This is a genomic window from Caballeronia sp. PC1 (genome assembly GCF_021353155.1).
GTDB lineage: Bacteria > Pseudomonadota > Gammaproteobacteria > Burkholderiales > Burkholderiaceae > Caballeronia > Caballeronia cordobensis.
Window position 1 is genome coordinate 905,081 of sequence record NZ_JAJUBH010000001.1, and the last position, 24,315, is coordinate 929,395.

The 24,315-nt window shown below is 63.5% G+C and carries 22 protein-coding genes; 17 read left to right on the top strand and 5 right to left on the bottom strand.

The genetic code is table 11. The annotated features are described in order from the left end of the window. Positions 1 to 2: 2 nt before the first annotated feature. The gene (locus LY284_RS04350) at positions 3 to 920 is read right to left on the bottom strand and encodes a DMT family transporter (protein ID WP_014191530.1); all 918 of its coding nucleotides are present in this window, start codon (positions 918 to 920) and stop codon (positions 3 to 5) included. A 105-nt stretch (positions 921 to 1,025) separates the two neighbouring features. On the opposite strand from LY284_RS04350, the gene LY284_RS04355 reads away from it, so the two are divergent. The 4 genes from LY284_RS04355 (at position 1,026) to LY284_RS04370 (ending at position 5,339) form a co-directional block, all read left to right on the top strand. After that, positions 1,026 to 1,946: a LysR family transcriptional regulator gene (locus LY284_RS04355; RefSeq protein ID WP_014191529.1), complete on the top strand. Its 921-nt coding sequence runs from the start codon at positions 1,026 to 1,028 to the stop codon at positions 1,944 to 1,946. 142 nt (positions 1,947 to 2,088) lie between these two features. Beyond that, positions 2,089 to 3,246, top strand: a complete 1,158-nt coding sequence (locus LY284_RS04360; RefSeq protein WP_014191528.1) for an aromatic ring-hydroxylating dioxygenase subunit alpha — start codon at positions 2,089 to 2,091, stop codon at positions 3,244 to 3,246. 82 nt (positions 3,247 to 3,328) lie between these two features. Next, positions 3,329 to 3,601: a hypothetical protein gene (locus LY284_RS04365; RefSeq protein ID WP_014191527.1), complete on the top strand. Its 273-nt coding sequence runs from the start codon at positions 3,329 to 3,331 to the stop codon at positions 3,599 to 3,601. A 484-nt stretch (positions 3,602 to 4,085) separates the two neighbouring features. Next, on the top strand, positions 4,086 to 5,339 hold the full coding sequence (locus tag LY284_RS04370) for a porin (protein WP_014191526.1): 1,254 nt from the start codon (positions 4,086 to 4,088) through the stop codon (positions 5,337 to 5,339). Between the two features lie 114 nt (positions 5,340 to 5,453). On the opposite strand, the gene LY284_RS04375 is transcribed toward LY284_RS04370, so the two are convergent. Beyond that, positions 5,454 to 6,212 (bottom strand): SDR family NAD(P)-dependent oxidoreductase, encoded by a 759-nt coding sequence (locus tag LY284_RS04375; protein WP_014191525.1) that lies wholly within the window; start codon positions 6,210 to 6,212, stop codon positions 5,454 to 5,456. A gap of 161 nt (positions 6,213 to 6,373) precedes the next feature. Here LY284_RS04375 and LY284_RS04380 point away from each other — a divergent pair, with 161 nt between their 5' ends. Continuing rightward, on the top strand, positions 6,374 to 6,697 hold the full coding sequence (locus LY284_RS04380; RefSeq protein WP_233384644.1) for a hypothetical protein: 324 nt from the start codon (positions 6,374 to 6,376) through the stop codon (positions 6,695 to 6,697). Between the two features lie 25 nt (positions 6,698 to 6,722). Here LY284_RS04380 and LY284_RS04385 read toward each other — a convergent pair whose 3' ends face one another. Together LY284_RS04385 and LY284_RS04390 are read right to left on the bottom strand one after the other, a co-directional pair. Then, entirely contained in the window at positions 6,723 to 8,336 is a 1,614-nt protein-coding gene (locus LY284_RS04385; protein ID WP_014191523.1) for a hypothetical protein, read from the bottom strand. A gap of 220 nt (positions 8,337 to 8,556) precedes the next feature. After that, positions 8,557 to 9,603 (bottom strand): DUF2235 domain-containing protein, encoded by a 1,047-nt coding sequence (locus LY284_RS04390; RefSeq protein ID WP_014191522.1) that lies wholly within the window; start codon positions 9,601 to 9,603, stop codon positions 8,557 to 8,559. 270 nt (positions 9,604 to 9,873) lie between these two features. Between LY284_RS04390 and LY284_RS04395 the strand changes: the two genes are divergently transcribed. Next, positions 9,874 to 10,083, top strand: coding sequence for a hypothetical protein (locus LY284_RS04395; protein ID WP_041730434.1), 210 nt, complete (start codon positions 9,874 to 9,876; stop codon positions 10,081 to 10,083). A gap of 183 nt (positions 10,084 to 10,266) precedes the next feature. Continuing rightward, positions 10,267 to 11,385 carry a hypothetical protein gene (locus tag LY284_RS04400; protein ID WP_014191521.1) on the top strand — a complete coding sequence of 373 codons (1,119 nt, stop codon included), beginning with the start codon at positions 10,267 to 10,269 and terminating at the stop codon, positions 11,383 to 11,385. Between the two features lie 163 nt (positions 11,386 to 11,548). On the opposite strand, the gene LY284_RS04405 is transcribed toward LY284_RS04400, so the two are convergent. Then, positions 11,549 to 11,872, bottom strand: coding sequence for a DUF4148 domain-containing protein (locus LY284_RS04405; RefSeq protein ID WP_014191520.1), 324 nt, complete (start codon positions 11,870 to 11,872; stop codon positions 11,549 to 11,551). Between the two features lie 382 nt (positions 11,873 to 12,254). Between LY284_RS04405 and LY284_RS04410 the strand changes: the two genes are divergently transcribed. The 10 genes from LY284_RS04410 (at position 12,255) to LY284_RS04455 (ending at position 24,298) form a co-directional block, all read left to right on the top strand. After that, a complete protein-coding gene (locus LY284_RS04410) occupies positions 12,255 to 12,569 on the top strand; it encodes a DUF4148 domain-containing protein (RefSeq protein ID WP_014191519.1) in 315 nt (104 codons plus the stop codon). Between the two features lie 270 nt (positions 12,570 to 12,839). After that, positions 12,840 to 13,844 (top strand): 1,2-phenylacetyl-CoA epoxidase subunit PaaA, encoded by a 1,005-nt coding sequence (paaA, locus tag LY284_RS04415; protein ID WP_014191518.1) that lies wholly within the window; start codon positions 12,840 to 12,842, stop codon positions 13,842 to 13,844. A gap of 17 nt (positions 13,845 to 13,861) precedes the next feature. Continuing rightward, positions 13,862 to 14,146 carry a 1,2-phenylacetyl-CoA epoxidase subunit PaaB gene (gene paaB, locus LY284_RS04420; RefSeq protein ID WP_014191517.1) on the top strand — a complete coding sequence of 95 codons (285 nt, stop codon included), beginning with the start codon at positions 13,862 to 13,864 and terminating at the stop codon, positions 14,144 to 14,146. 10 nt (positions 14,147 to 14,156) lie between these two features. Then, positions 14,157 to 14,948 (top strand): 1,2-phenylacetyl-CoA epoxidase subunit PaaC, encoded by a 792-nt coding sequence (gene paaC / locus LY284_RS04425; protein WP_233384655.1) that lies wholly within the window; start codon positions 14,157 to 14,159, stop codon positions 14,946 to 14,948. Then, complete coding sequence (gene paaD, locus LY284_RS04430) at positions 14,949 to 15,479, top strand: 1,2-phenylacetyl-CoA epoxidase subunit PaaD (RefSeq protein WP_014191515.1); 531 nt, start codon at positions 14,949 to 14,951, stop codon at positions 15,477 to 15,479. A gap of 23 nt (positions 15,480 to 15,502) precedes the next feature. Next, positions 15,503 to 16,591 (top strand): 1,2-phenylacetyl-CoA epoxidase subunit PaaE, encoded by a 1,089-nt coding sequence (gene paaE / locus LY284_RS04435; RefSeq protein ID WP_014191514.1) that lies wholly within the window; start codon positions 15,503 to 15,505, stop codon positions 16,589 to 16,591. A 163-nt stretch (positions 16,592 to 16,754) separates the two neighbouring features. Next, positions 16,755 to 17,957, top strand: a complete 1,203-nt coding sequence (gene pcaF, locus LY284_RS04440) for a 3-oxoadipyl-CoA thiolase (RefSeq protein ID WP_014191513.1) — start codon at positions 16,755 to 16,757, stop codon at positions 17,955 to 17,957. A 12-nt stretch (positions 17,958 to 17,969) separates the two neighbouring features. Then, positions 17,970 to 19,484, top strand: coding sequence for a 3-hydroxyacyl-CoA dehydrogenase (locus tag LY284_RS04445; RefSeq protein WP_014191512.1), 1,515 nt, complete (start codon positions 17,970 to 17,972; stop codon positions 19,482 to 19,484). Between the two features lie 30 nt (positions 19,485 to 19,514). Next, a complete protein-coding gene (gene paaK / locus LY284_RS04450; RefSeq protein ID WP_045450642.1) occupies positions 19,515 to 20,855 on the top strand; it encodes a phenylacetate--CoA ligase PaaK in 1,341 nt (446 codons plus the stop codon). Between the two features lie 254 nt (positions 20,856 to 21,109). Next, positions 21,110 to 24,298: an efflux RND transporter permease subunit gene (locus tag LY284_RS04455; protein ID WP_014191510.1), complete on the top strand. Its 3,189-nt coding sequence runs from the start codon at positions 21,110 to 21,112 to the stop codon at positions 24,296 to 24,298. The last annotated feature ends 17 nt before the right edge of the window (positions 24,299 to 24,315 follow it).

A 24,315-nucleotide genomic window follows, 5' to 3' on the forward strand; every position in this document is an offset into this window, starting at 1 on the left:
GCTCAGGCTTCGCTCGGACGCGCCGCGAAGAGGCTGCGCCAGGGCGCGGTCGCCATCAGCGAAGCCGCGACGATCATGCCGCCGCCGATCCAGCCCGTCATCGACACATGCTCGCCGAGCCATACGCTCGCGAAGAGCGCGCCGAACGCGGGCTCGCTGCCCATCAGAAGCGAGACGCGTGTGGGACTGCTGCGTCCGATCGCATAGTTTTGCGCGAAGAAGGCGAAGAGCGTGCAGGCGCCGACGAGATACAGCACCGAAGCCCAGAAGACGCCGTGTCCGGCGAGCGCGGGCAAGGGCTGCCATTGCGACGGCGCGAACAGCAAGGCGAGCGCCGCGCTGCCCGACGCCACGACGCCCGCCTGCACGGCCGTCACGGTGAGCGCGGGCAGGGGCGTCGCGCGCAGCACGCGCTTGGTCACGCAGACCGCGAATGCGCGCAGCACGGCGGCGGCGAGAATCAGGCCATCGCCGAGATTGAAGTCGAAGGACAGGGCGCCGTCGCCTGCGAGCAGCCACGCGCCCGCCAGCGACACGCCGACCGCGAGCCACTCGGCCGCGGCCGGACGGCGCTTGAGCAGCGCCCATTCGACGAGCGGCGTCAGCACCACGCACAGGCTGATGAGAAACGCGGCGTTCGCGGCGCGCGTGTGGAGCACGCCGAAGGTTTCGGCGAGAAAGATCGACAGCAGCAGACAACCCAGAACGAGCACGCCGCGCAGCGCCGCCGCATTGGCGTGCCGCAGATGCCGCAGGTTCACGGCCAGCAGACAGAACGTGATGCCGAAGCGCAGGGCGAGCAGCGCCAGCACCGGATAGAACGCGAGCGCGCTCTTGACGATGCCGTAGCTGCTGCCCCACACCATCGCGACGGCGAAGAGCAGCAGATCGGAGAGAGGGAGGAGGCGTCGGGCGGTCATTGTGCGGCTCCGGGAGCGGGAAGCCGCCATTGTCGAATGATGCAGCCGGCGCGATAATCGGGTCGCGACGCACAGCCTTGTTGTCGATAACGCATAAAAGCCCGAATGAATTCCGCCGATCTCTTCGACCTGATGCCCGACATGGCCGTGTTCGCGCGCGTCGTCGATACGGGCAATTTTTCGGTCGCGGCGCGCCAGCTCGGCAGCACGCCATCGACCGTCAGCCGGCGCATCAAGCGTCTCGAGGAGGCGCTCGCCACGCGGCTGCTCGAACGCTCGACGCGCAAGATCCGCGTCACCGAATCGGGCTATCAGGTGTATCGGCATTGCCGCGACATGGCGGCCGCCGCATCCGGCGCGGTCGATGCCGCCGGGCAGTCGTCGGGCAAGCCGCAGGGCCGCGTCGCGCTCTCGGCGCCGACCGCCTATGCGAAATCGGTCATTCATCCGCTCGTGCCGGCGTTTCTTGCGGCGTATCCGGATGTCGACCTGCAGCTCGTCTTCGCCGATCACGACATCGATCCGCTCGACAGCGATGTCGATCTCGTCATTCGCGCGACGAGCGACCCGCCGCAAGGGCTCGCCGCGCGGCAACTCGGACGCGTGCGCTGGCTGCTGTGCGCCTCGGCGGTCTATCTGCGCGAGCATGGCGCGCCGGCGCATCCGCGCGAGCTCGCGCAGCACGCCTGCATCCCGCTGGGCGAAACCGCCGACGACAACCGCTGGCGCTTCGTGCGCGACGGCGAGACGGTGACGGTCGCCGTGCGCGGGCGCTATCTCGCCAATCACGCGGGCGCGCGGCTAGAGGCGGCCGAGGGCGGGCTCGGCATCGCCACGCTGCCGGATTTCGCGGCCCGCGACGCGCTCGCCGCGGGCCGCGTGCAGCCGGTGCTCGCGGACTGGGAATTGCAGGCGCGCGCGTATCGGGGGCCGGTCTGGCTGCTGTATCCGCCCAACCGCTTTCTGCCGCCGAAAGTGCGCGCGCTGATCGATCATCTGCACGCGCATCTCGGAGAGCGAGCATGACGCCCGCGCGGATGCGCACATTCCCCGGCAATTCGCCGCGCGCCGAATTGTTCGACGCCGTGTAGACTGCGAATGGTCGTTCATTGCGCCGCAGGTGAACGCGGCGCTCCATCCGATCTCCTTTTTAGCGGAGGCGTCGTACATGCACGCAGCGTTGCCGCAGGGCGAGCAGGAAGCCGGTTCCATCGATACCCCGACGAGGCCGCCGCGCGATCTGCGCCGCATCGACATTCATCCGGATCATTGGTATCCGCTCGCGTGGTCGCGCGAGGTCAAGACCGGGCACGCGCACGCCGTGCGCTTTGCGGGCGACCCGATCGTGCTCGTGCGCACCGCATCGGGCAGCGTGTTCGCGCTGGAAGACCGCTGCGCGCATCGGCAGGTGCCGCTCTCGGCGGGCGTCGTCGACGGCGAATCGATCCGCTGCTGCTATCACGGCTGGACGTACGACTGCACCGGCCGCTGCACGGACATTCCCTATCTCGGCCGCGAACGGCTGCCCAACGGCGTGCGCGCCTATCCGTGCCGCGAGGCGGGCGGGCTCGTCTTCGTCTTCACGGGCGACCCGGCGCTCGCCGCGACCGCGAAATTCCCCGACCTCGTCTCCGCCAGCGATCCCGCGTACAAGACGCGGCGCTTCGGCCAGGAAGTGAAGTGCCACTACACCTTCATGCACGAGAATCTGATGGACATGAACCATCAGTTCCTGCATCGGCGGCAGATGGGCAACATGCGCGCGCGCTCGCTCGGCAGACGGCGCGGCGACGACTGGATCGAGGTCGATTACACGTTCGCGCGCGAGGCGGGCAAGCAGCCGATCGGCGAGGCGCTCGTCTTTGGTCAGAAGCGCGGCTCGAAGCCCGACGACGGCCACAAGGACGTGATGACGATCCGCACCGAATACCCGTATCAGACACTCAAGATCCGCACGAAAGACGACACGATGGTGATGGACCTGTGGATCGCCTACGTGCCGCTCGACGCTGAACAGCGCACGAACCGCACGTTCGGTCTCTTGTCGATCAAGCGCCCGAAGATTCCGGGCCTGCTCGACGCCGCGTGGCCGCTGCTCGTCTGGTTTACCGAGCGCATCTTCAAGGAGGATCGCTGGATCGTCGAGCGCGAGCAGGAGGCGCACGACAGGCAGGGCGCGGACCACAACCACGAGGTCTTTCCGGTCATCAACGAATTGCGCGCGCTGCTGATGGAGCGCGGCGTGCCGCATGGCGCGGGGAAGGGCGCGGGCGAGACGCGGCGCGTGCATTTCATCCAGCCGGTGCAGGACCTGCCCGCGTCCTGACGACTGCGGCAAACCGCTATTTGCGCCCGTCGCGCCGTCGCGTTATACAGAAGGCAGACACCACGTAAGGAGGACCCTCATCATGAACAGCGACCCGACCGACCCGCGCGACGACGCACCGGAGATCGGAGACGCGCATCCCGAGGTCGAACAGTTCGATGCGGCCATCTCCCACGTCGACGAATCCTATGCCGCGGGCAAGATGGCGGCGGGCGCGGCGAAGGGCATTCTCTACAGCATCATCGAGACGCTCGGCACCCTCGTCGGCGACCCGGATCTGCCCTCGCATGCCCGCTCGGGCTACGAAGGGCTGCTCGAAACCGCACGCGAACTGCGCTCGAAGATCGAGCATTGACGCTTCGCGCCGCCTCCGGGCGCAGCCTGTTTTGACGCCGGCGCATCGAAAGGTTTTCTTGCGAAAACCTTTCGATGCGCCGGCGTTTTTCATCGTTCTGAAAAGCGGCCGCCGGTCTGGGCGGATTCCAGCCTTCATCCTCGTTTCCTCACGCCACGCCAGGCGGGGCAATCTTCGCGTAACCCTTGCGCGATAAGCCTGCGGGCGATTCCGCGGCGGCTTTTCCAGCCGCTCATACGCCCCGTTCTTGTCAGCTCACCGTCAGTTTCGTGACGGATTGCCCAATATCTGCATGCCGGAAAATACTGGTTAACCAGACAGTGAAAAAAAACGACACAAAGATGCGTCTTTCTTTCCCATTGCGGCTGTAAGCCATACACTTGCGAGCGACAAAAGTTACGAGTTGAAACAATACGAAGTCGCCACGGCGGCACCGGTTCCAAGACTCGCCCGGAAGTAATTGCCCACCGCTTGAGGAGAAAAAATGAAGGGTTTCACGATGACCAAGGTCGCCATCGTCGCAGCCACGGCGTTCGCAGCCGCGGCGCCGGCGTTCGCGCAAAGCAGCGTCACGCTGTACGGTATCGTCGACGATTCGATCGTCTATCAGAACAGCCAGACGAACCTGAACCGCACGCAGCCGGGCCGCTCGAACGTCAAGATGGCGTCGGGCATCTGGGCGGGCAGCCGTTTCGGCCTGAAGGGCGCTGAGGACCTGGGCGGTGGCAACAAGGCGATCTTCCAGTTGGAATCGGGCTTCGACATCAACAGCGGCGGCCAGCAGTTCTCCAACGCGATGTTCGGCCGCCAGGCATGGGTCGGTCTCACGAACCCCGGCTACGGTACGCTGACCCTGGGCCGCCAGTACACCTCGTACTACACGCTGCTCTCGCCGTATAGCCCGACGAACTGGCTGACCGGCTACTTCGGCGCGCACCCGGGCGATCTGGACGGCCTGGACACGATCTACCGCGCGAACAACTCGGTGGTGTATACGTCGCCGAAGCTCTACGGCTTCACGGTGAGCGGCTCGTACTCGTTCGCGGGCGTGCCCGACAGCGTGTACCAGGGCTCGACGTGGTCGGCTGCGCTCCAGTATCAGCAAGGCCCGATCGGCGGTGCGGTGGCGTTCTCGCGCATCAACAACGCGGCTAACGGCGGCGGCATCTACAGCGGCCAGTCGACGACGGTCAACAACACGGCGGCGACGGACGGCTCGGGCCAGCCGGGCGTGTCGGCTGTGACCGCGGGTTATCAGCGCGCGCAGGCTCAGCAACGCTTCGCAGTCGCGGGCGGCTACCAGTTCAACAGCGCGTGGGATATCTCGGTCACGTACACGAACGTTCAGTACATCCCGGGCATCAACTCCGGCTTCACCGACGAAGCCGTGTTCAACACGGCCGGCACGGTGCTGCACTGGAAGGCGACGTCGGCATGGGACTTCGCGGCAGGCTACAGCTACACGTGGGCAAGCAAGTCGAACGGCATCAACGACGCGGCTTCTTACCATCAGTTCAACCTGTCCCAGTACTACTCGCTCTCGAAGCGCACGGGTCTGTACGCACTGGAAGCGTTCCAGCGCGCGAACGGCAATACGCTGTTCTACCCGAGCAACGGCGCGACGACGCGCCCGGTTCAGGGTGCTGCGATCGCGACGATCGGCGACGGCTTCCAGAGCGCGCCGTCGGCATCGCGCAGCATGTTCGCGGCGGGCGTGGGTATCATCCACCGCTTCTAAGCGACGTGTAAGCGACGCGGCGTAATGCATCAAGCATTACGCATGCTGCATGCAAAAAACCGGACGCCGCGGCGTCCGGTTTTTTTTTTGCGCGCGCGGGGCGAAGAGGGCGCGTCAGATGAACATGCCGCCCGACACCTCGACGCGCTGCGCCGTCATCCATCGATTGCCGTCCGAAAGCATCGCCGCGATCGCGCCGCCGATATCGTCCGGCACGCCCGCGCGCCCGAGCGCCGTGTTATCCGCGATGAACCGGTTCGTGTCGTGATCGTCGCGCACCACGCCGCCGCCGAAGTCCGTTTCGATCGCGCCCGGCGCGATGGTGTTGACCGTAATGCCGTGCGGCCCGAGTTCCTTCGCGAGATAGCGCGTGAGCACTTCGATTCCGCCTTTCATCACGGCATAGGCCGCGAAGCCCGGCAGCGCGAAGCGCGTGAGTCCGCTCGAGACGTTCAGGATCGCGCCTTCCTCGTGCAGATACGGCAGCAGCGTCTGCGTCAGAAAGAACGGCCCCTTCAACTGGATGTTCACGAGTTCGTCGAACTGCTCGGGCGTCGTTTCGGCGAAGAGCGCGTGAATGCCGATGCCCGCGTTGTTCACCAGAAAATCGAAATTCTCGCGCTCGAAGGTCGTTTCGAGCGTCTTGCAGAGCGCGTCGCCGAACGCCGCGAAGGTGTCGCATCGCGCGACGTCGAGTTGCAGCACGGCCGCCTTGCCGCCGGCCTGGGCGATATCGTCGACGAGCGATTGCGCGGCTTGCGCGTTGTGCTGGTAAGTGCCGATCACGCCCGCGCCTTGCTGTGCGAGTTTCAGCGCGGCGTTGCGTCCGAGTCCGCGGCTCGCGCCCGTGATGACCGCGACTTTGCCGCTCAAGTTTCCATTCACGATGACTGCTCCTGTCGTTGGGCCGATGATGGTCACTGTAGGACGGCGCGGCGCGCGCAGGAAAGGCATCTCGATGCTGCATTGCACACGCGCCGGGCGCGGGCCTTGCTGCACGGCTTTATCGATGTAAATGCGCGGAGAACCGCACCATGAGCGATGAGAGAGGTAAGGAAAGCTTCGAACGACCGTTCAGGCTGTTTGCCGTCGAAGACCGCGTGCTCGCGCAGAACGTCGATGGCAAGGTGATCGACATCGGCGCGATGGAATCGAAGAACGGGCAATTCTGTGCGCGCCTGGATTCAGGGGATCTCGCGACCGAGCCCAGGCGCAGCCCCGAACTTGCGCTGAAGGCGCTCGTCGGCAAGCTGTCGTTCGACTATCTCGACGGCCTTTTCACGAGCGAGCGCGAAGCCGAAGTGAGCGGCCGGCTGCAGGACTATCCGAGCGTCGAATTCGAGCTCGACGAAAGCTAGCCGGGTGACATGAACAAGCGCACGCTCAGACGCTAGGCGGCGGATTGCCAGGCAGCGCGGTCTTCGCAGCGGGCGCGACGGCACGAGACGCGCGTGGGGCGCCGCCGTCGTTGCGCGTGATATGGGCGGGCGGATCGCCGCGTGGCGGAAACATCGCCCCGACGAGCCGGTCGACGAAAAAGAAGAACTTGTCCGACGCATAGCCCGCGACAAACGCGATCGCCAGCGGCGACACATCCTTGCCGCCTTCGAGCAGCTTGCTGAAAAGCCCGATCGAAATGCCGACGATGATCGCGCTCGTCACATGCGCGCGATTCGCGACCTTCGAATGCTCAGGATGGAACGTGTTCGCCGCCGAGTCGGCGGAAAGCTGACGCAGGATTGCCGCGCACGCGCCGAGCCACGCGTAGAGCACCGGCAACAGAAAACCCGTCACCGCGCCGACGATCGACAGGATGATGTCATTGGCATAGAGCGCCATCGCGCGGATGTCCTGATACACCGCGATCTTCTGAAAGCCTTGCGCGACCGCGTCGAGATCGGTCGGCGGATTGGCGGCGCCCGGTTCGGCGTTGGGCTTGGCGAGCAGCGGCAGCGTGATCTCCAGCACTTTGCGCGCGACATCCGGATTGCACTGCCAGTCGCCGCTCTCCACTTTGCCGCTGTAGTATTTCGGCGAATGCGACGTGCGATACGCACCCTGGAAATTGAGCACGTTTTCTTCGGCATCGCAGGGCGCTTTATACGGACTACGAATTGCTCCCAGACCGAGACTCGTCGTGAATGCGCTGATGCGCGACACATCGGCGAAAAGCTGCCGGTTGTTGGTCGCGAAGCTCTGCAACGCTTCCTTGATCTGCAATGCGGGCTGCGAGTTCTGCAGCGCGATGATGGCGAGCGCGTCCTTCTTTTTGTCCGCATCGGCGATAGCGACCGCGTGAGCCTGCAACTGATTGTGCAGCGTGAGCGCGGCGGCATCGTTCGCCTTGACGACCGCGGCGATATCGGTCGATACCTGATTGGCAACGAACAGCAGACACGAAAGCGACACGACGAGCAGTGTCAGCGCGATCGCCGAATGCGTGTAGATGCGGATCGCGCGCCGCGCGCCGCGCCGCGCTTCGTCTCCCGCCGTTTCCGCGACGACCGGCGTCACGGCATGCGCGATGCGGCTCATCGCCGCGTAAAACGCGCTCTCGATTTCCGGATTCCACGTATGGTCCTGCTGTGCGGCGCGCGCTTTCGACATCGCTTCGACGTCGCGCTCGTCGAGCGGTTTGCCGTTTTGCGCGCCATAGGAAACCATGTCGCGGCAGTGATCGAGATCGTCGACGATGCGTCTTCCAGGATATTGCACCGATGCCGCGATGCGGCTCATCGCGCCGTAAAACGCGCTGCCGATCGCGCGGCTCCAGATGCCCTGATCGAAGGCGGATCGCGCGCCGCGCACCGCATCGACATCGGCCTTGTCGAGGCGCGCGCCGGTCTCGGCCGCATGCGAGATGAGCGCTTCGCACTTGGCAATGTCCGCTTCCGCGCGCGGGCCGGGCTGACCGTCGCTCAAGTCGTCGGCGTTCGTAGGGTCATCGACGTCGCCGCTCGGATGCCCGGCGAATTCCGGGGTCGTAGGTACGCTCATGCCGGTCTCCCATGTCCGGGCGAAGCGCAGGCTGCGGGCGGACGTGCTTGCCGGCCGCGCGCGTCGTGTTGTCGTTGTTCGCGGCCGGTTATCGAAACTATGCGTCTCACGACGCGATGCGTTTGCAGCGCAAACGTTTGTAGCTGAATTCTAGGCGTCGCGATCGCACAGCGTGTGCGTGCATGCGCACACAATCCGGCAAATGATTCGGATGCCTGAGTTATTTTCCAATCGGCAGCGCCTTCAATTGCGCGACGAGTTCCGGATACATGTCGAGAAAGCCGGGCGCTTCGAGGCGCGCAAGCAGGCTCGGGTCGATCGTCTCGTTGATCGCCGTGCCCGCCACGCGCGGCTTTTTCTCGCACACCATCTGCAGGAAAGGATGATGCGCGGTGAATTCGGCGTACGAGTCGATCGGCTGCGACTGGAACGCCTGCGGCGGAATCGTGATCGGCCCGTCGATCGTAAGTCCCGTGTCCGCCGCCTTTTGACGAAGCCACTCGGCGGGAATGAGCGGCAACAGATCTTCGGGCGTGCGCGGCGGCGTCACATAGCCGCCGCCCACGTTCGCATGCGCGCCCGCGAACCAGCGCTGTTCGAGCGGCAGATGGCTGCCGCGCACGTCGGCGCCGGGCGTCCACAACGTCGGCTTGTAGAGCGAGCGGAATTCATTCGCCGCGACCGCGTGATAAGCCGCCTTCGTGCTGTTCGAGAGCGTCGTGTCGTGGAATTTGTAGTAGCTCGAAAATCCGGGCACGGGCAGGCCATCGAGCGGAATGCCGAGATCGCCGACCGTATCCCACACGCCGATGAACTCCACATCCACTTCGCGCGTGAACTGCTTACGAAAGTCCACGACCGATTGATCCGACGGCCCGACGTCCTTGTCGCGATAGATGCCGTAAGCCTGATCGATCGACTGCGCGCTCCAGTCTTTGGCGAGTCCGCATTTGCGGATCAGCCCGGCGAGGCTGCGCGCGGAGTACGCGCCGCGGCTGAAGCCGAAGATGAAGATCTTCGCATCGGGCTGGTAGCGCTGACACAGCCATGCATAGCCGCTTTTGATGTTCTCGCTCAGGCCGTCGCCGAATGCGCCGCCCAGAAATTTGTTGGCAAGCGCAAACAGCCCTTGGCCTTGCGTGCCGACGCCGGCCACGTAGAAGGTTTCCTGCTGGTCGGTCTCGGGTGCGAGCTTGTAGAGCAGATAGGCGTTGGTGCGGTCGTTGGGCTCGTTCCACGTGCCGTCGAAGAAGATGGCGAGGTTCATGAGCGCGGGTCTCCGTGGTCTTGCAGGCGCGTCGGCGCGGAGTACGCAACGCCGTGTCTCGAACTAAGGAATAGGCAATCCGGGCGCGGACCGCAAGCACGCGCATGGTGCAAAGCGCGGCGCATGCGGGGCCGCGCTGGATTTTGGCGGAAAGACGAGGGATGCGAAGGGTCGATGCGACGCGCGCCGGGCGGCTTCGGCGTCGATGTGCGATGCTAGTCGGGCGGCTGCAATGGGGAATGCCGCGCATGGAAAAACGCGGGGTGAATCATGAAAAGAACGCCTTTCGCCATAGTCGCCGTTCTCACGGCGACGCTCGCTACGCCTGTCTTCGCACGTGACGACGGTCCGCGCTTCGCGCAGGACCGGCTCGATACGCTCGTCGCGCAGCACAAGGAAGCGAGCCGTCACATCGCGCAGGGGCAGGGTCAGGCGCAGACGCAGCGCGCGCAGTCGGAAGCGCAGCACGGCGCTTCGTGACCGGAAGTCGGTCGCGGTACGGCCGTTAGCATCGGCCGCGACGCTCGAAGGAACCGGCGTGCAACGCGCCGGAGGGGATCGTTCGCACCTGCCGCCTACGCAAAAGGTACGAAATTTGCGACCGCGGCCCGGGTGTTCCGCGGCCAAGCGCCGACGATCCTCCCTCCACCTTCAATGAGCGCCATGACAAGGAAAGCCCTATCGATCGCCGTTCTCTCTGTCTCCTTTCTCGCAGCGGGCTGCGCGGGCATTGGCCCGGGCCGTCTGAAAGCCGATCAGGTCGATTACGCCCGCGCGCTCGGCGATGCGAAGAAGCGTGAAATTCTTGCAGCGATTGTCGGATTGCGCTTCGCGGACGCGCCGTCGTTCCTTACGGTGAGCAGCATCATCGCCGCGTATTCGTTCGATACGTCCGGCGGCGTCATTCTGAATGCCGGCTCCGGCGCGCAGCCGAATTACGCGCAGGCGACGGGCAGCGTCTCCTATTCGAATCATCCGACCTTCACGTTCACGCCGACCACGGGCGATGCCTACGCGAGCGCCTATATCCGGCCGCTTTCGCCGACGCTCGTGATGCCGCTTGCCGAAAGCGGCATTCCGATCGATCTGTTGTTGCGCATCACGGTGCAATCGATCAGCGGCCTGCAGAACGGCACGGCGCTGGGCGGGCCGAACGCAGCCGGGTCGTCCGATTTCTTCCTGCTGCTGCAGGCGTTGCGCAGGCTGCAACTGGCGGGCGAATTGAACATCGAAACGCGCAATACGGACGGCAACAAGCCCGTCAAGACCGAGTCGAGCGTGAAGGGCGGCAATAGCGGCGACAAGGGCGGCGTGTTCATCACGCTCGGCGCGACGCGCAGCGGCACCTCGAAGCAAGTCACGGATGATCTCGCGCTCGTGAGAAGGCTTCTTCATCTCTCGCCGAAAATGAAGACGTATGAGTTTGTCTATGGACAGTCGGCGGATCAGAGCCGCATCCCGATGGTCACACGCTCGGTGCTCGGCATCCTCACCGACCTCGGCGCGCAGATTTCGGTGCCCTCGGATCAGATAGGCAGCGGCGCGACCAAACCGACGATTGGTCTCATCGGCGGCGAAACGCGTCCGACGATCGTCGTGAAGACGGGAGAAAAAGCGCCGCAGGACGCTTACGTGAGCGTGCTCTACGACAAGTCCAACTACTGGATCGATCGCGGCGACTTCGATTCGAAATACGCCTTCACGGTCGTGCAGAATCTGATGGCGCTCGCCGAAGTGACAGACACCGCGAAATCGCCCGTCGTGACGATTCCGGCGAACTAGACGCGGCGGGCGCGGCGCGGTCTGTCGCGCGGAATGCGAAATGCCATCGGCAATCGGGCATTACGCATTTCGCATTTCGCATGCAAAAAGCCAAAGGGCGATATCGCGAGATATCGCCCTTTGGTTTTTCGGCCGATCGCGGGATCGGCCGAGACTTCGACGCTTACTGGCCGAAGTACGTGTTGAGCGCGCGCGGCTGTGCGCCGATCGTGCGGCCCGACTGCGACGAGCCGTTCGCGACCGAACCGTAGTCGCTCGACTGCACCGGCGCTTGTGCGACCGTCTGGGCGCTCACGCGCGCTTCGGCGGCCTGGATGTTCGACGGATACGACGGGTCGCTGATGTTCGGGTTGTAGCCGGCCTTTTCCAGCTGAACCAGATCCGCACGCACTTGGGCGCGGGTCAGCGGCGCGTCGGATTGCGCGAACGACAGGGCGGGCGCGGCAAGCGCGGCGGCAACGACGACTGCGGAAATGAGCGTTTTCATGATGAACTACCTCCGATTCGGATTTCTGATCGTGCTGCCGGTTTCGTGTTGAGCAGCTTGTGAACGGAGTGTAGAGACGACTTCATAGAAGATCATTCTCGTTTCTGTTGAATGATCTTTGTCGGATTGCGAATAATCGCGAAGACGCTTCGTTGCGGCGCAGGAAGTGTGGTCCGTGTCGGGCAATTGGAATCTGACGCCAGCCCCGGCCGCCATCTTGCGCTGCAACAGCACAATCCGACATCTTTGCAAATTTTGCAAAGATGCTTCCTTGGACCGGCGAATGATCATTTGCGGACATCTCCCTACACTTCGGTCATCTGCTCGGCGTGCTTGACGTTCTGAAGTCGCCGCGCTTCATCTAAAACTGGGAGAGCCGATCATGAAATCGTGGGTCAATGTAATCGCCGTAGCCGCCGTCCTGTCCGCACCGCTGGCATCGTTCGCGCAATCGAGCGCGCCGGCGAGCCGTGCCGCAGTGCGCGCGGAACTCGTTCAGGTGGAAAAGGCGGGTTACTCGCCGGTCGCGGAAGACGCCTCCTATCCGGCGAAGCTGCAGGCAGCCGAGGCACGCGTCGCCGATGTGCGTCTTGCTCAGGCGCAAGCCGAAGGTTACGGCTCGTCGACGGGATCGGCGTCGCAGTCGGGGCACGCGGCCAAGCGCGTCGATCCGCAAGGCGTGTTCTTCGGGCAATAACGTAAATCGAAGCTCGGTTCATTGCATACAAAATTCGAAAGGCACTTCTGGCGTGGGTGACGCGGTCGTGAAGCAACCTCCGCCGCCGGATTCCGGTGGTTTGCCCAGCCGTTCTAGCGGCTGGGCTTTTTTGCATTCATCGGACGCATCGTTTCCGGGTTAACGCGACGCTATTTGTCTCGAAATAGTTCGCTATAAAATTAATCAACCGTCCGGTCGGTTAATAGTTATACTCGCTCCATCGCATCTCAAAAAAGACGGCGGAGCCCCATGTACACCCAATCCCTCGACCTCCCGAGTACCACACCCGCAGCCGAGGCGTCCCCATCCGCGGCCTCGCCCGAGCAAGCCCGCTTCGACGCGGTCATGCAGGCCGACGGCAAGATCGAAGCGCAGGACTGGATGCCCGAGGCGTATCGCAAGACGCTGGTGCGTCAGATTTCGCAGCACGCGCATTCGGAGATCATCGGCATGCAGCCCGAAGGCAACTGGATCAGCCGCGCGCCGAGCCTCAAGCGCAAGGCGATTCTGCTCGCGAAGGTGCAGGACGAAGGCGGCCACGGCCTCTATCTCTACAGCGCGGCCGAAACGCTCGGCGTCTCGCGCGATCAACTGGTCGCGGCGCTGCACGCGGGCAAGGCCAAGTATTCGAGCATCTTCAATTATCCGACGCCCACCTGGGCCGATGTCGGCGTGATCGGCTGGCTGGTCGATGGCGCGGCGATCATGAATCAGATTCCGCTGTGCCGCTGCACCTACGGCCCGTATGCGCGCGCCATGATCCGCATCTGCAAGGAAGAGTCGTTCCATCAGCGCCAGGGCTTCGACGCCTTGCTCGCGATGATGAAAGGCACGCAGGCGCAAAAGGATCTGGTGCAGCAGGCGGTGAACCGCTGGTGGTGGCCGGTGCTGATGATGTTCGGTCCGAGCGACAAGGACTCGATCCACAGCGGCCAGTCCTTCGCGTGGGGCATCAAGCGCATTTCGAACGACGACCTGCGCCAGAAGTTCGTCGATGCCACCGTCGAGCAGGCGAAGATTCTGGGCGTCACGCTGCCCGATCCGGATCTGAAGTGGAACGCGGCGCGCAACGCGCACGACTACGGCGAGATCGACTGGGAAGAATTCTGGCGCGTGGTCAACGGCGACGGCCCCTGCAACAAGGAGCGTCTCGCCACGCGCGTCAAGGCGCACGACGAGGGCGCATGGGTGCGCGAGGCCGCGCTTGCCTATGCCGAGAAACAGAAGGCGCGCGCACATCGCGAAGCGGCGTAATTCAGGAGACGAGAGAGATGAACAAGGAATGGCCGATCTGGGAAGTGTTCGTGCGCAGCAAGCAGGGACTGGATCACAAGCATTGCGGCAGCCTGCACGCCCCGGATGCGGGCGCGGCGTTGCGCATGGCGCGCGACGTGTACACGCGTCGTCAGGAAGGCGTGAGCATCTGGGTGGTGCCGTCGGCGGCGATCACTGCATCGGACCCGGCGGACAAGGGCGAACTGTTCGAGCCGGCGGCCGACAAGATCTACCGGCATCCGACGTTCTTCGTGCTGCCCGATGAAATCAATCATATGTGAGGCGCGATTCATGACACACGCGCATCAACATCTCGCTTACGTCCTGCGACTGGCCGACAACGCGCTGATCCTCGGCCAGCGCAATGCCGAATGGTGCAGCCACGGCCCGGCGCTGGAAGAAGACATCGCGCTGGCGAACATCAGTCTCGATCTGATCGGTCAGGCGCGGCTGCTCTACACGCATGCAGCAACGCTCGAAGGTTCGAATAAAACCGAAGACGATTACGCGTACTTTCGCACCGAGCGCGAGTTCGGCAACTACACGATCACGGAGCTGCCGCACCTCGGCCCGCTCGCGGGCACGGCGCGCACCGGGCGCGATTACGCGGTGACGATCGTGCGCAACTTCCTGTACTCCGCGCTGATGGCGCAAGTATGGACGGCGCTGCAAACGTCAAGCGACACGCAACTCGCGGCGATCGCGGCGAAGTCGATCAAGGAGACGCGCTATCACCTGCATCACGCGCACGACTGGCTGGTGCGTCTGGGCGATGGCACGGAGGAATCGCATCGGCGCACGCAGGCGGCGCTCGATTATCTGATGCCGTACACGCATGAATTCTTCGCGGCCGATGACATCGAGCGCGCGGTGGCCGAAGCCGGCATCGCGCCGCTCGCGAGCGACTTCGAAGCGGCGTGGCGCGAGCAGGTGCAAGCCGCGCTCGACGAGGCGACGCTCACCGCGCCCGCCGCAGTCAAGCACGTGAGCACGGGCAAGCTCGGCGAGCACTCGGAGCACATGGGTTATCTGCTGGCGGAGATGCAGAGTCTTGCGCGTCAGCATCCGGGCGCGAGCTGGTAAATGAATACGGCCCACGCAAACACGACGATCGAGCGCGCGTGGTCGGTGCTCGAAGCGGTGCCCGATCCGGAGATTCCGGTGGTCTCGATTCGCGAGCTGGGCATTCTGCGCGACGTGCGTCACGGCGCCGATGGCGTGCTCGAAGTGGTGATCACGCCGACGTACTCGGGGTGTCCGGCGATGTCGCAGATCGCGGAGGACATCGCGCAGGCGATCGACAGCGCCGCGCTCGGCGCGCATCGCATCGAGACGGTGCTGGCGCCGGCGTGGACCACCGACTGGATCACGGACGAAGCGCGCGAGAAGCTGCGCCGCTATGGCATCGCGCCGCCCGCGGGCGCGTGCGGCAACGCGAACGTGCCAGCGGAGAAGCCGATCCGCTTCGTGCCGCGCAAGCGAGAAGTCGTCGCCTGCCCGCACTGCGGCTCGACGCACACCGAGACGCTGGCGCAATTCGGCTCGACGGCGTGCAAGGCGCTGTATCGCTGCATCGATTGCCGCGAGCCGTTCGATTACTTCAAGCCGTACTGAACCGACTTCACATCATCGACATCATGGCGACTCCGCAATTCCATCCGCTGCGTATCCGCGACGTGCGTCCCGAAACCGCCGATGCGGTCACTGTTTCGTTCGACGTGCCGCCCGCGCTGCGCGACGCATTTCGCTTCACGCAAGGGCAGTTCGTGACGCTCAAGACGCATATCGACGGCGAAGAGACGCGCCGTTCGTATTCGATTTGCGTGGGCGTGACAGACTACGATCGCGACGGCGAATTGCGTATCGGCATCAAGCGCGTGCGCGGCGGGCGCTTCTCGAACTTCGCGTTCGACACCTTGCAGCCGGGGCACGAAATCGACGTGATGACACCCGACGGGCGCTTCTTCACGCATCTGAACGCGGATCACGCGAAGCATTACGTGGCGTTCTCGGGCGGCTCGGGTATCACGCCGGTGCTGGCGATCATCAAGACGACGCTCGACATGGAGCCGACGAGCCGCTTCACGCTCGTGTACGGCAATCGCAGCGTGGACGCGATCATGTTCGCCGAGGAGCTCGAAGATCTGAAGAACCGGTATATGGACCGGTTCTCGCTGTATCACGTGTTGTCCGATGATTTGCAGGACGTCGAGCTGTTCAACGGCGTGCTGGATCAGGCGAAGTGCAAGGCGTTTCTGGAGACCTTGCTCTCGCCCGAGGAAATCGACGAAGCGTTCATCTGCGGCCCGGGCCCGATGATGGATGCGGCCGAAGCGGCATTGAAGGACTCGGGCGTGGCGCCCAGGCAGATTCATGTCGAGCGCTTTGGCTCGCCGCTGCCGCAGGCGGGCGCGCCGACGGTCGAGATCACGGAAAACACGCCGGCGGCGGATCTGGAGCTGATCATCGACGGCAAGAAGCGCAAGCTGCGTCTGCCGTATGAAGGCGTGAGCGTGCTCGATGTGGGTCTCAAAGCAGGCCTCGCCTTGCCGTATGCGTGCAAGGGTGGCGTGTGCTGCACGTGCCGCGCGAAAGTGCTCGAAGGCGAAGTGAAGATGGAGAAGAACTACACGCTCGAACAGCATGAGATCGATGACGGTTTCGTGCTGACGTGTCAGTGCCATCCGGTGAGCGAGCGTGTGGTCGTGAGTTTCGACGAGCGCTAAAACCATACGACTAGGGCCTGAGAGCCGCCGCATCCCATCGCGCGTATCGCAACGATGCGCGCGAACCCGAAGCATCCAAAACCAGTTCAGGCGAGAAGTCGCTGGCAATGCGAGCATTGCGCGGCTTCGTCGCGGCCGATCATCCAACACATCGAGACTTGTCATGACTGAAGCCTTCATCTGCGACGCGATTCGCACGCCTATCGGCCGCTACGGCGGTGTTTTCAAAGACGTCCGCGCGGACGATCTCGGCGCCGTGCCGATCGCGGCGCTCATGAAGCGCAACGCATCGGTGGACTGGACGCAGATCGACGACGTGCTCTACGGCTGCGCGAATCAGGCGGGCGAGGACAACCGCAATGTCGCGCGCATGTCGGGCCTGCTGGCGGGCTTGCCCATCGACGTTCCCGGTTCGACGATCAACCGTCTGTGCGGCTCGGGCATGGACGCGGTCGGCAGCGCCGCACGCGCGATCAAGTCGGGCGATGGCGCGTTCTATATCGCGGGCGGCGTCGAAAGCATGACGCGCGCGCCGTTCGTGATGGGCAAGGCGTCGAGCGCCTTCTCGCGTTCGGCCGATATCTTCGATACGACCATCGGCTGGCGTTTCATCAATCGTGCGATGCGCGAGCGTTATGGTGTCGATTCGATGCCCGAGACGGCCGAGAACGTCGCCGTCGATTTCGGCGTCTCGCGCGACGCGCAGGACCGCTTCGCGCTGCGCAGCCAGCAACGCGCCGCACGCGCGCAGGCGGACGGCACGCTGGCGCAGGAGATCGTTGCGGTTCACGTGCCGCAAAAGAAGGGCGAAACGATCGCGGTCGAACGCGACGAGCATCCGCGCGAAACCACGCTCGAAACGCTCGCGAAACTCAAGGGCGTCGTGCGTCCGGATGGCAGCGTGACGGCGGGCAATGCATCGGGCGTGAACGATGGCGCGTGCGCGCTCATCATCGCGAACGAAGAGGCGGCGAAGCGTAATGGACTCACGCCGCGTGCGCGCATCATCGGCATGGCGACGGCAGGCGTCGCGCCGCGCATCATGGGCATCGGTCCCGCGCCCGCGACGAAGAAGCTTCTGGCGCGCACGGGTCTCACGCTCGAACAGTTCGACGTGATCGAACTCAACGAAGCCTTTGCATCGCAAGGCATCGCGGTGCTGCGTCAACTGGGGCTCGCCGAAGACGATCCGCGCGTCAATCCGAACGGCGGCGCCATTGCGCTCGGCCATCCGCTTGGCGCATCGGGTGCGCGTCTCGTGACGACCGCGATGTATGAGCTCGAGCGACGCAATGGCCGCTATGCGCTGTGCACGATGTGCATCGGCGTGGGGCAGGGCATCGCGATCGCGATCGAGCGCGTCTGAGGGCCGCACGACATGGCACAGGCTATTCAGGCATCGGACATCGTCGGCGTGATCGGCGCAGGCGCGATGGGCGCCGGCATCGCGCAAGTCGCGGCGCTCGCGGGCCATACCGTGCTGCTGCACGATCTCGATGCGCATGCACTCGACCGGGCATGCGCCGGCATCGCGGCGAACGTGCAGCGTCTCATCGACAAGAAGAAGCTCGATGAAAGCGCGGGACGCTCGGCGATCGACCGCGTGCGCAGCATCACGAATCTCACCGACATGCGCGCCGCGTCGCTCGTCATCGAAGCCGTTGCGGAACGGCTCGACGTCAAGCGGGCGCTGTTCGGCGAGCTCGAACGCATCGTGACGTCCGATTGCATTCTCGCGACCAACACGTCGTCCATTTCGATCACGGCGATTGCCGCACCGCTGACACATCCGTCGCGCGTGGTCGGCATGCACTTCTTCAACCCCGCGCCGTTGATGGCGCTCGTCGAGGTCGTGCGCGGTCTTGCCACCTCCGAAGCCGTTGCGCAGACGGTGTACGCGACATCGGCGGCATGGGGCAAGAAGCCGGTCCATGCGAAGTCCACGCCGGGGTTCATCGTCAATCGCGTCGCGCGACCGTTCTATGCAGAAGGCCTGCGCGTGCTCAACGAAGAGGGCGCGGACGCGGCTTCGATTGATGCCGTGATGCGCGATGCGGGCGGCTTCAGAATGGGCCCGTTCGAGTTGATGGACCTGATCGGTCACGATGTGAACTTCGCGGTGACGCAATCGGTGTTCAACGCGTATTTCAACGATCCGCGTTTCACGCCTTCGCTGATTCAGCAGGAACTGGTGAATGCGGGCTTTCTCGGCCGCAAGACCGGCCGCGGCTTCTACGACTATGCCGATGATGCCGGAAAGCCCGCCGTGCGCATCGAGACGAACATGCGCACGCCTTCGCATATCGTGCTCGGCGACAGTGCGCCGCTATACGAACGCCTGCAATCGCGCATCGCAAGCGAGAGCACGAGCCGCAATGCGCTGCCCGGCCTTATCGCGCAGATCGACGATGCGTATCTCTTTCTCACCGATGGCCGCACCGCGACCGCACGCGCGCATGCGCTCGGCATCGACAACGTCGTGCTGATCGATCTCGCGCTCGACTATGCGAATGCAAAAAGCATTGCGGTGACGCGTGCGCGTCAATGCGCCGACGAAGCCTATGCCGCGGCGGTCGGCGCGCTGACGAAGGCCGGCTATGCCGTGGTGCCCTTGAAGGACGTCGCCGGCATGGCCGTGATGCGCACGGTCGCGATGCTCGTGAACGAGGCGGCGGATGCGGTGAATCAAGGCGTCTGCACGAGCGCCGATCTCGATCTCGCGATGGAGAAGGGCGTGAACTATCCGCTCGGACCGCTCGCGTGGGGCGAACGTATCGGCATCGCGCGTATTCACGATGTGCTGCTACACCTCGCGGCGCACTATGGCGAAGACCGCTATCGCGCATCGCCGCTCATCGCGGCCTTGCGTCAGTCGGGGCAACGTTTTCATTGATGCTTTCGCGTCATTATTTTTCGGGCATTCATGCAGGAGACAACCGTGGTCCAAGCCATTGCACAACAGAGCGAACTGGAACCGATCGAACGCGCGAGCCGCGACGAACTTCAGGCATTGCAACTCGAGCGCCTCAAATGGACGCTGCGTCACGCCTATGAAAACGTGCCGCATTATCGGCGCGCCTTCGATGCGGCCGGCGTGCATCCCGACGATCTGCGCGAGCTTTCCGATCTCGCGCGCTTTCCGACCACGTCGAAAACGGATCTTCGGGATAACTATCCTTTCGGTCTCTTCGCGGTGCCGCGCGATCAGGTCGTGCGCGTGCACGCATCGAGCGGCACGACGGGCAAGCCCACGGTCGTAGGCTATACGGCGAAGGACATCGACACATGGGCGAACGTGACCGCGCGCTCGATTCGCGCGGCAGGCGGCCGTAAGGGCGACACGCTGCATAACGCCTTCGGCTATGGCCTTTTCACGGGCGGCCTCGGCATTCATTATGGCGCGGAACGTCTCGGCTGCATGGTCGTGCCGATGTCGGGCGGCCAAACGGAAAAGCAGGTGCAGATGATCCGTGACTTCGAGCCGAAGATCATTCTCGTCACGCCTTCCTACATGCTCAATCTGATCGACGAGATGGCGCGTCAGGGCATGGACCCGGCGAACACGTCGCTGAAGATCGGCATCTTCGGGGCCGAGCCGTGGAGCCAGGGCTTGCGCAGCGAGATCGAAACGCGTGCGGGCATTCAGGCGCTCGACATCTACGGCCTGTCGGAAATCATGGGGCCGGGCGTCGCGTGCGAATGCATCGAAACGAAGGACGGCCCGACGATCTGGGAAGATCACTTCTATCCCGAGATCATCGATCCGATTACCGGCGAAGTGCTTCCCGAAGGCAGCACGGGCGAACTGGTCTTCACGTCGCTCTCCAAGGAAGCGATGCCGATGATCCGCTATCGCACCCGCGATCTGACTTCGCTTCTGCCGCCGAGCGCGCGTTCGATGCGCCGTCTCGCGAAGATCACGGGCCGCTCGGACGACATGCTCATCATTCGCGGCGTCAACGTGTTCCCGAGCCAGATCGAAGAACTGATTCTTGCGATTCCGCGTTTGAGCGGCCAGTATCAGTTGTGCGTGTCGCGCGAGGGACATATGGATTCGCTGGCCGTTTCCGTCGAAGCGCGCGCCGAAGTCTGCGCGACCTTGAGTGAAGGCGATCGCGCCGGACTGTCGCGTGAGCTTCAGCATCGCGTCAAGACGATGGTCGGTGTATCGACCCAAGTGCGCGTGCTCGATTCCGGCGAAATTCCGACAACCGCCACCGGCAAGGCGAAACGCGTGGTCGATCTGCGTCCCGCGACCGTCTAAGCCTCTTCGAAGTCAAGCGCCCCGCGTTCCGCGGGGCGTAACGTCATTCCCACCAAGTGGAGCGCGTGTTCCACTTTTGTTGCGGCCTCGCATTCCTCTGCAGAAATAGTTCCGCATAAACCCTCGCAATCGTTTGCGCAAATTGTTATGTAAGCTTTAGTTGTGTCATCGTAGCGGGTGCATTCGCTCGGACAAGCTTGAGCAGGCGAACAGTATTCGAATAACGAACACCAAACGGGGCAGGCGGAACTTAGATGTGGATCGTCAGACTCGCGCTCAGGCGCCCGTACACGTTCATCGTTCTGTCGCTGCTTTTGCTGATCATCGGTCCGCTCGTCATTGTGCGCACCCCGACCGATATCTTTCCCAACATCGATATTCCGGTGGTCAGCGTCATCTGGTCTTATACGGGACTGCCGCCCGATCAGATGGAACGCCGCATTACGCTCAACTATGAGCGCGGCTTGTCGGTGGCGGTGAATGACATCGAGCATATCGAGTCGGAATCGCTCCCGGGCATCGCGGTTATTCGCATCTACTTTCAGCCGAACGCGAACGTCGACGAAGCGATTGCCGAGATCACCGCGCTTTCGCAGACGCAATTGCGCTCGCTGCCGCCGGGCATCACGCCGCCGAACATTCTGCGTTTCAACGCATCGACGGTGCCGATTCTTCGGCTTGCGTTATCCTCGGCGGAACTCACGGAGCAACAACTCTACGACTTCGGCAACAGCTTTCTGAAGACGCAGCTTGCGACCGTGCAGGGCGCATCGGTGCCGCTGCCTTATGGCGGCAAGCAGCGCCAGATCATGGTCGATATCGATTCGCGCAAACTGCAGGCGAAGAACCTCGCGCCGACCGATGTCGTCAACGCGATCAGCGCGCAGAATCTCATCCTGCCCACGGGCACGACGAAGATCGGCTCGACGGAATATTCGGTCGGCCTGAACGCGAGTCCGGGTTCGATCGAAGGCCTCAACGACATACCGATACGCACCGGCCCGGGCGGCACGATCTATATCAAGGACGTCGCGCATGTGCGCGATGGCTTCCAACCGCAAACCAATATCGTGCGCGTGGACGGCACGCGCGCATCGCTACTCACGATCAACAAGAGCGGCAACGCATCGACGCTCGATATCGTCGCGCGCGTGAAGAATCTGTTGCCGACGCTGCGCGGCATGGTGCCCGAGTCGCTGAAGATCGAGCCGGTCGCGGATCAATCGCTTTTCGTGCGTGCATCGGTGGAAGGCGTCTTGCGCGAAGCGGTCATCGCTGCGGGGCTGACTGCGTTGATGGTCCTGCTCTTTCTCGGAAGCTGGCGCGCGACGCTCATCATCGCGATCTCGATACCGCTTTCCATGCTGACATCGATCGTCGCGCTCTCGGCGATCGGGCAGACGATCAACATCATGACGCTTGGCGGCCTCGCGCTCGCGGTCGGCATTCTCGTGGACGACGCGACCGTTGCGATCGAGAACATCAGCCAGAACCTTGAACAAGGCAAGGAACTGGAGCAGGCGATTCTCGATGGCGCGCAGCAGATTGCCGTGCCCACACTCGTCTCGACGCTGTCCATCTGCATCGTCTTCATTCCGATGTTCCTGCTGACGGGCGTCGCGCATTATCTTTTCGTGCCGATGGCCGAGGCCGTCGTGTTCGCGATGCTCGCGTCCTACTTCTTTTCGCGCACGCTGGTTCCGACGCTCGCGAAGTATCTGTTGCGCCATCACGAGCATATGGGCGGCGATGTCGAATCGATGAAAGGCTCGCGGAACGTTTTCGTGCGCATTCATCTTTCCTTCGAGCGTCATTTCGAATCGGTGCGCAAGCGCTATCGCGGCTTTCTCGAAGCGCAGCTCGCGCATCCGGGCCGCTTCGCATCGATCTTTCTCTTATGCTGCCTGCTCTCGCTCGGCCTTGCGCCGTTTCTCGGACGCGACTTCTTTCCGTCGGTCGATTCCGGCGTGATCGCGCTGCACATGCGCACGAAAACCGGCACACGTATCGAGGAAACGGCGGCGTTGACCGATCGTGTCGATGCGCGCATCCGGCAACTGATTCCACGCGGCGAGATTCGCTCGATCATCGATAACATGGGCTTGCCGGTATCGGGCATCAATCTCTCGTATAACAACACGGGCACGGTGAGCGCCGCCGATGCTGATGTGCTCATCAGCCTCAATGAAGGTCATGCGCCGACCGAACGCTATATCCACGAACTGAGAAAGCGGCTGCCGCAAGAGTTTCCGGGCGTGACGTTCTCGTTCCTGCCCGCGGATATCGTGAGCCAGATCCTCAACTTCGGCGTGCCCGCGCCGATCGATATCGCGATTACCGGGCGCGATGTGCGCGGCAATCGCGCCATTGCGAACCGTGTGCTCGAAAAGATCCGCCGTGTGCCCGGTCTCGTCGATGCGCGCATTCAGCAGCCGTCCGATCTGCCCACAATCAACGTCGAGGTGGATCGCACGAAGGCGTTGCAGGCGGGCTTCACGCAGCGCGATGTCGCGAACAATTTGCTCATCACGCTATCGGGCAGCCAGCAGACCACGCCCACGTTCTGGCTCAATCCGATAAACGGCGTGAGCTATCAGGTCATCACGACCGCGCCGCAGTACGACATGGATTCGCTGCAATCGGTCGCCAACATTCCGGTCACGTCCGCGAGCGGCAAGACCAATATTCTCGGCGCGCTCGCAACGCTTTCGCGAGGCGCGCGCGATGCGGTCGTGTATCACTACAACGCGCAGACCACCATCAATCTCTATGCGAGCACCGAGCGGCGCGATCTCGGCGCGGTGTCGGACGACGTGCAGCGTATCCTCGACGAAGTGCGCGGCGAGTTGCCCAAAGGCTCGACGATCGAGATGCGCGGCCAGGTCGAGACGATGAACGGTTCGTTCTCCGGTCTCGCGTTCGGTCTCATTCTCGCGGTCGTGCTCGTGTATCTGCTGATCGTCGTGAACTTTCAGTCGTGGCTCGATCCGTTCATCATCATCACCGCATTGCCGGGCGCGCTCGCGGGCATCGTCTGGATGTTGTTTCTCACGCACACGACGCTTTCGATTCCCGCGCTGACGGGCGCGATCATGTGTATCGGCATTGCGACGGCGAACAGCATTCTCGTGGTGAGCTTCGCGCGCACGGCGCTCGCCGAGCACGGCGATGCGATGCTTTCCGCGCTCGAAGCGGGTTATACGCGCTTCAGGCCCGTGCTGATGACGGCGCTCGCGATGATGATCGGCATGGTGCCGATGGCGATCGGCCTCGGCGAAGGCGGGGAGCAGAACGCGCCGCTCGGGCGCGCGGTCATCGGCGGGCTCATGGTCGGCACCATCGCGACGCTGTTCTTCGTGCCGATCGTTTTCTCGATGATCTATCGGCGCATGGAAGCGCGCGGCAAAGGCCCGAGCGCGAAGACCCGTGAAGCGGCGCAATAAACAGGAAGCGGAGCAAG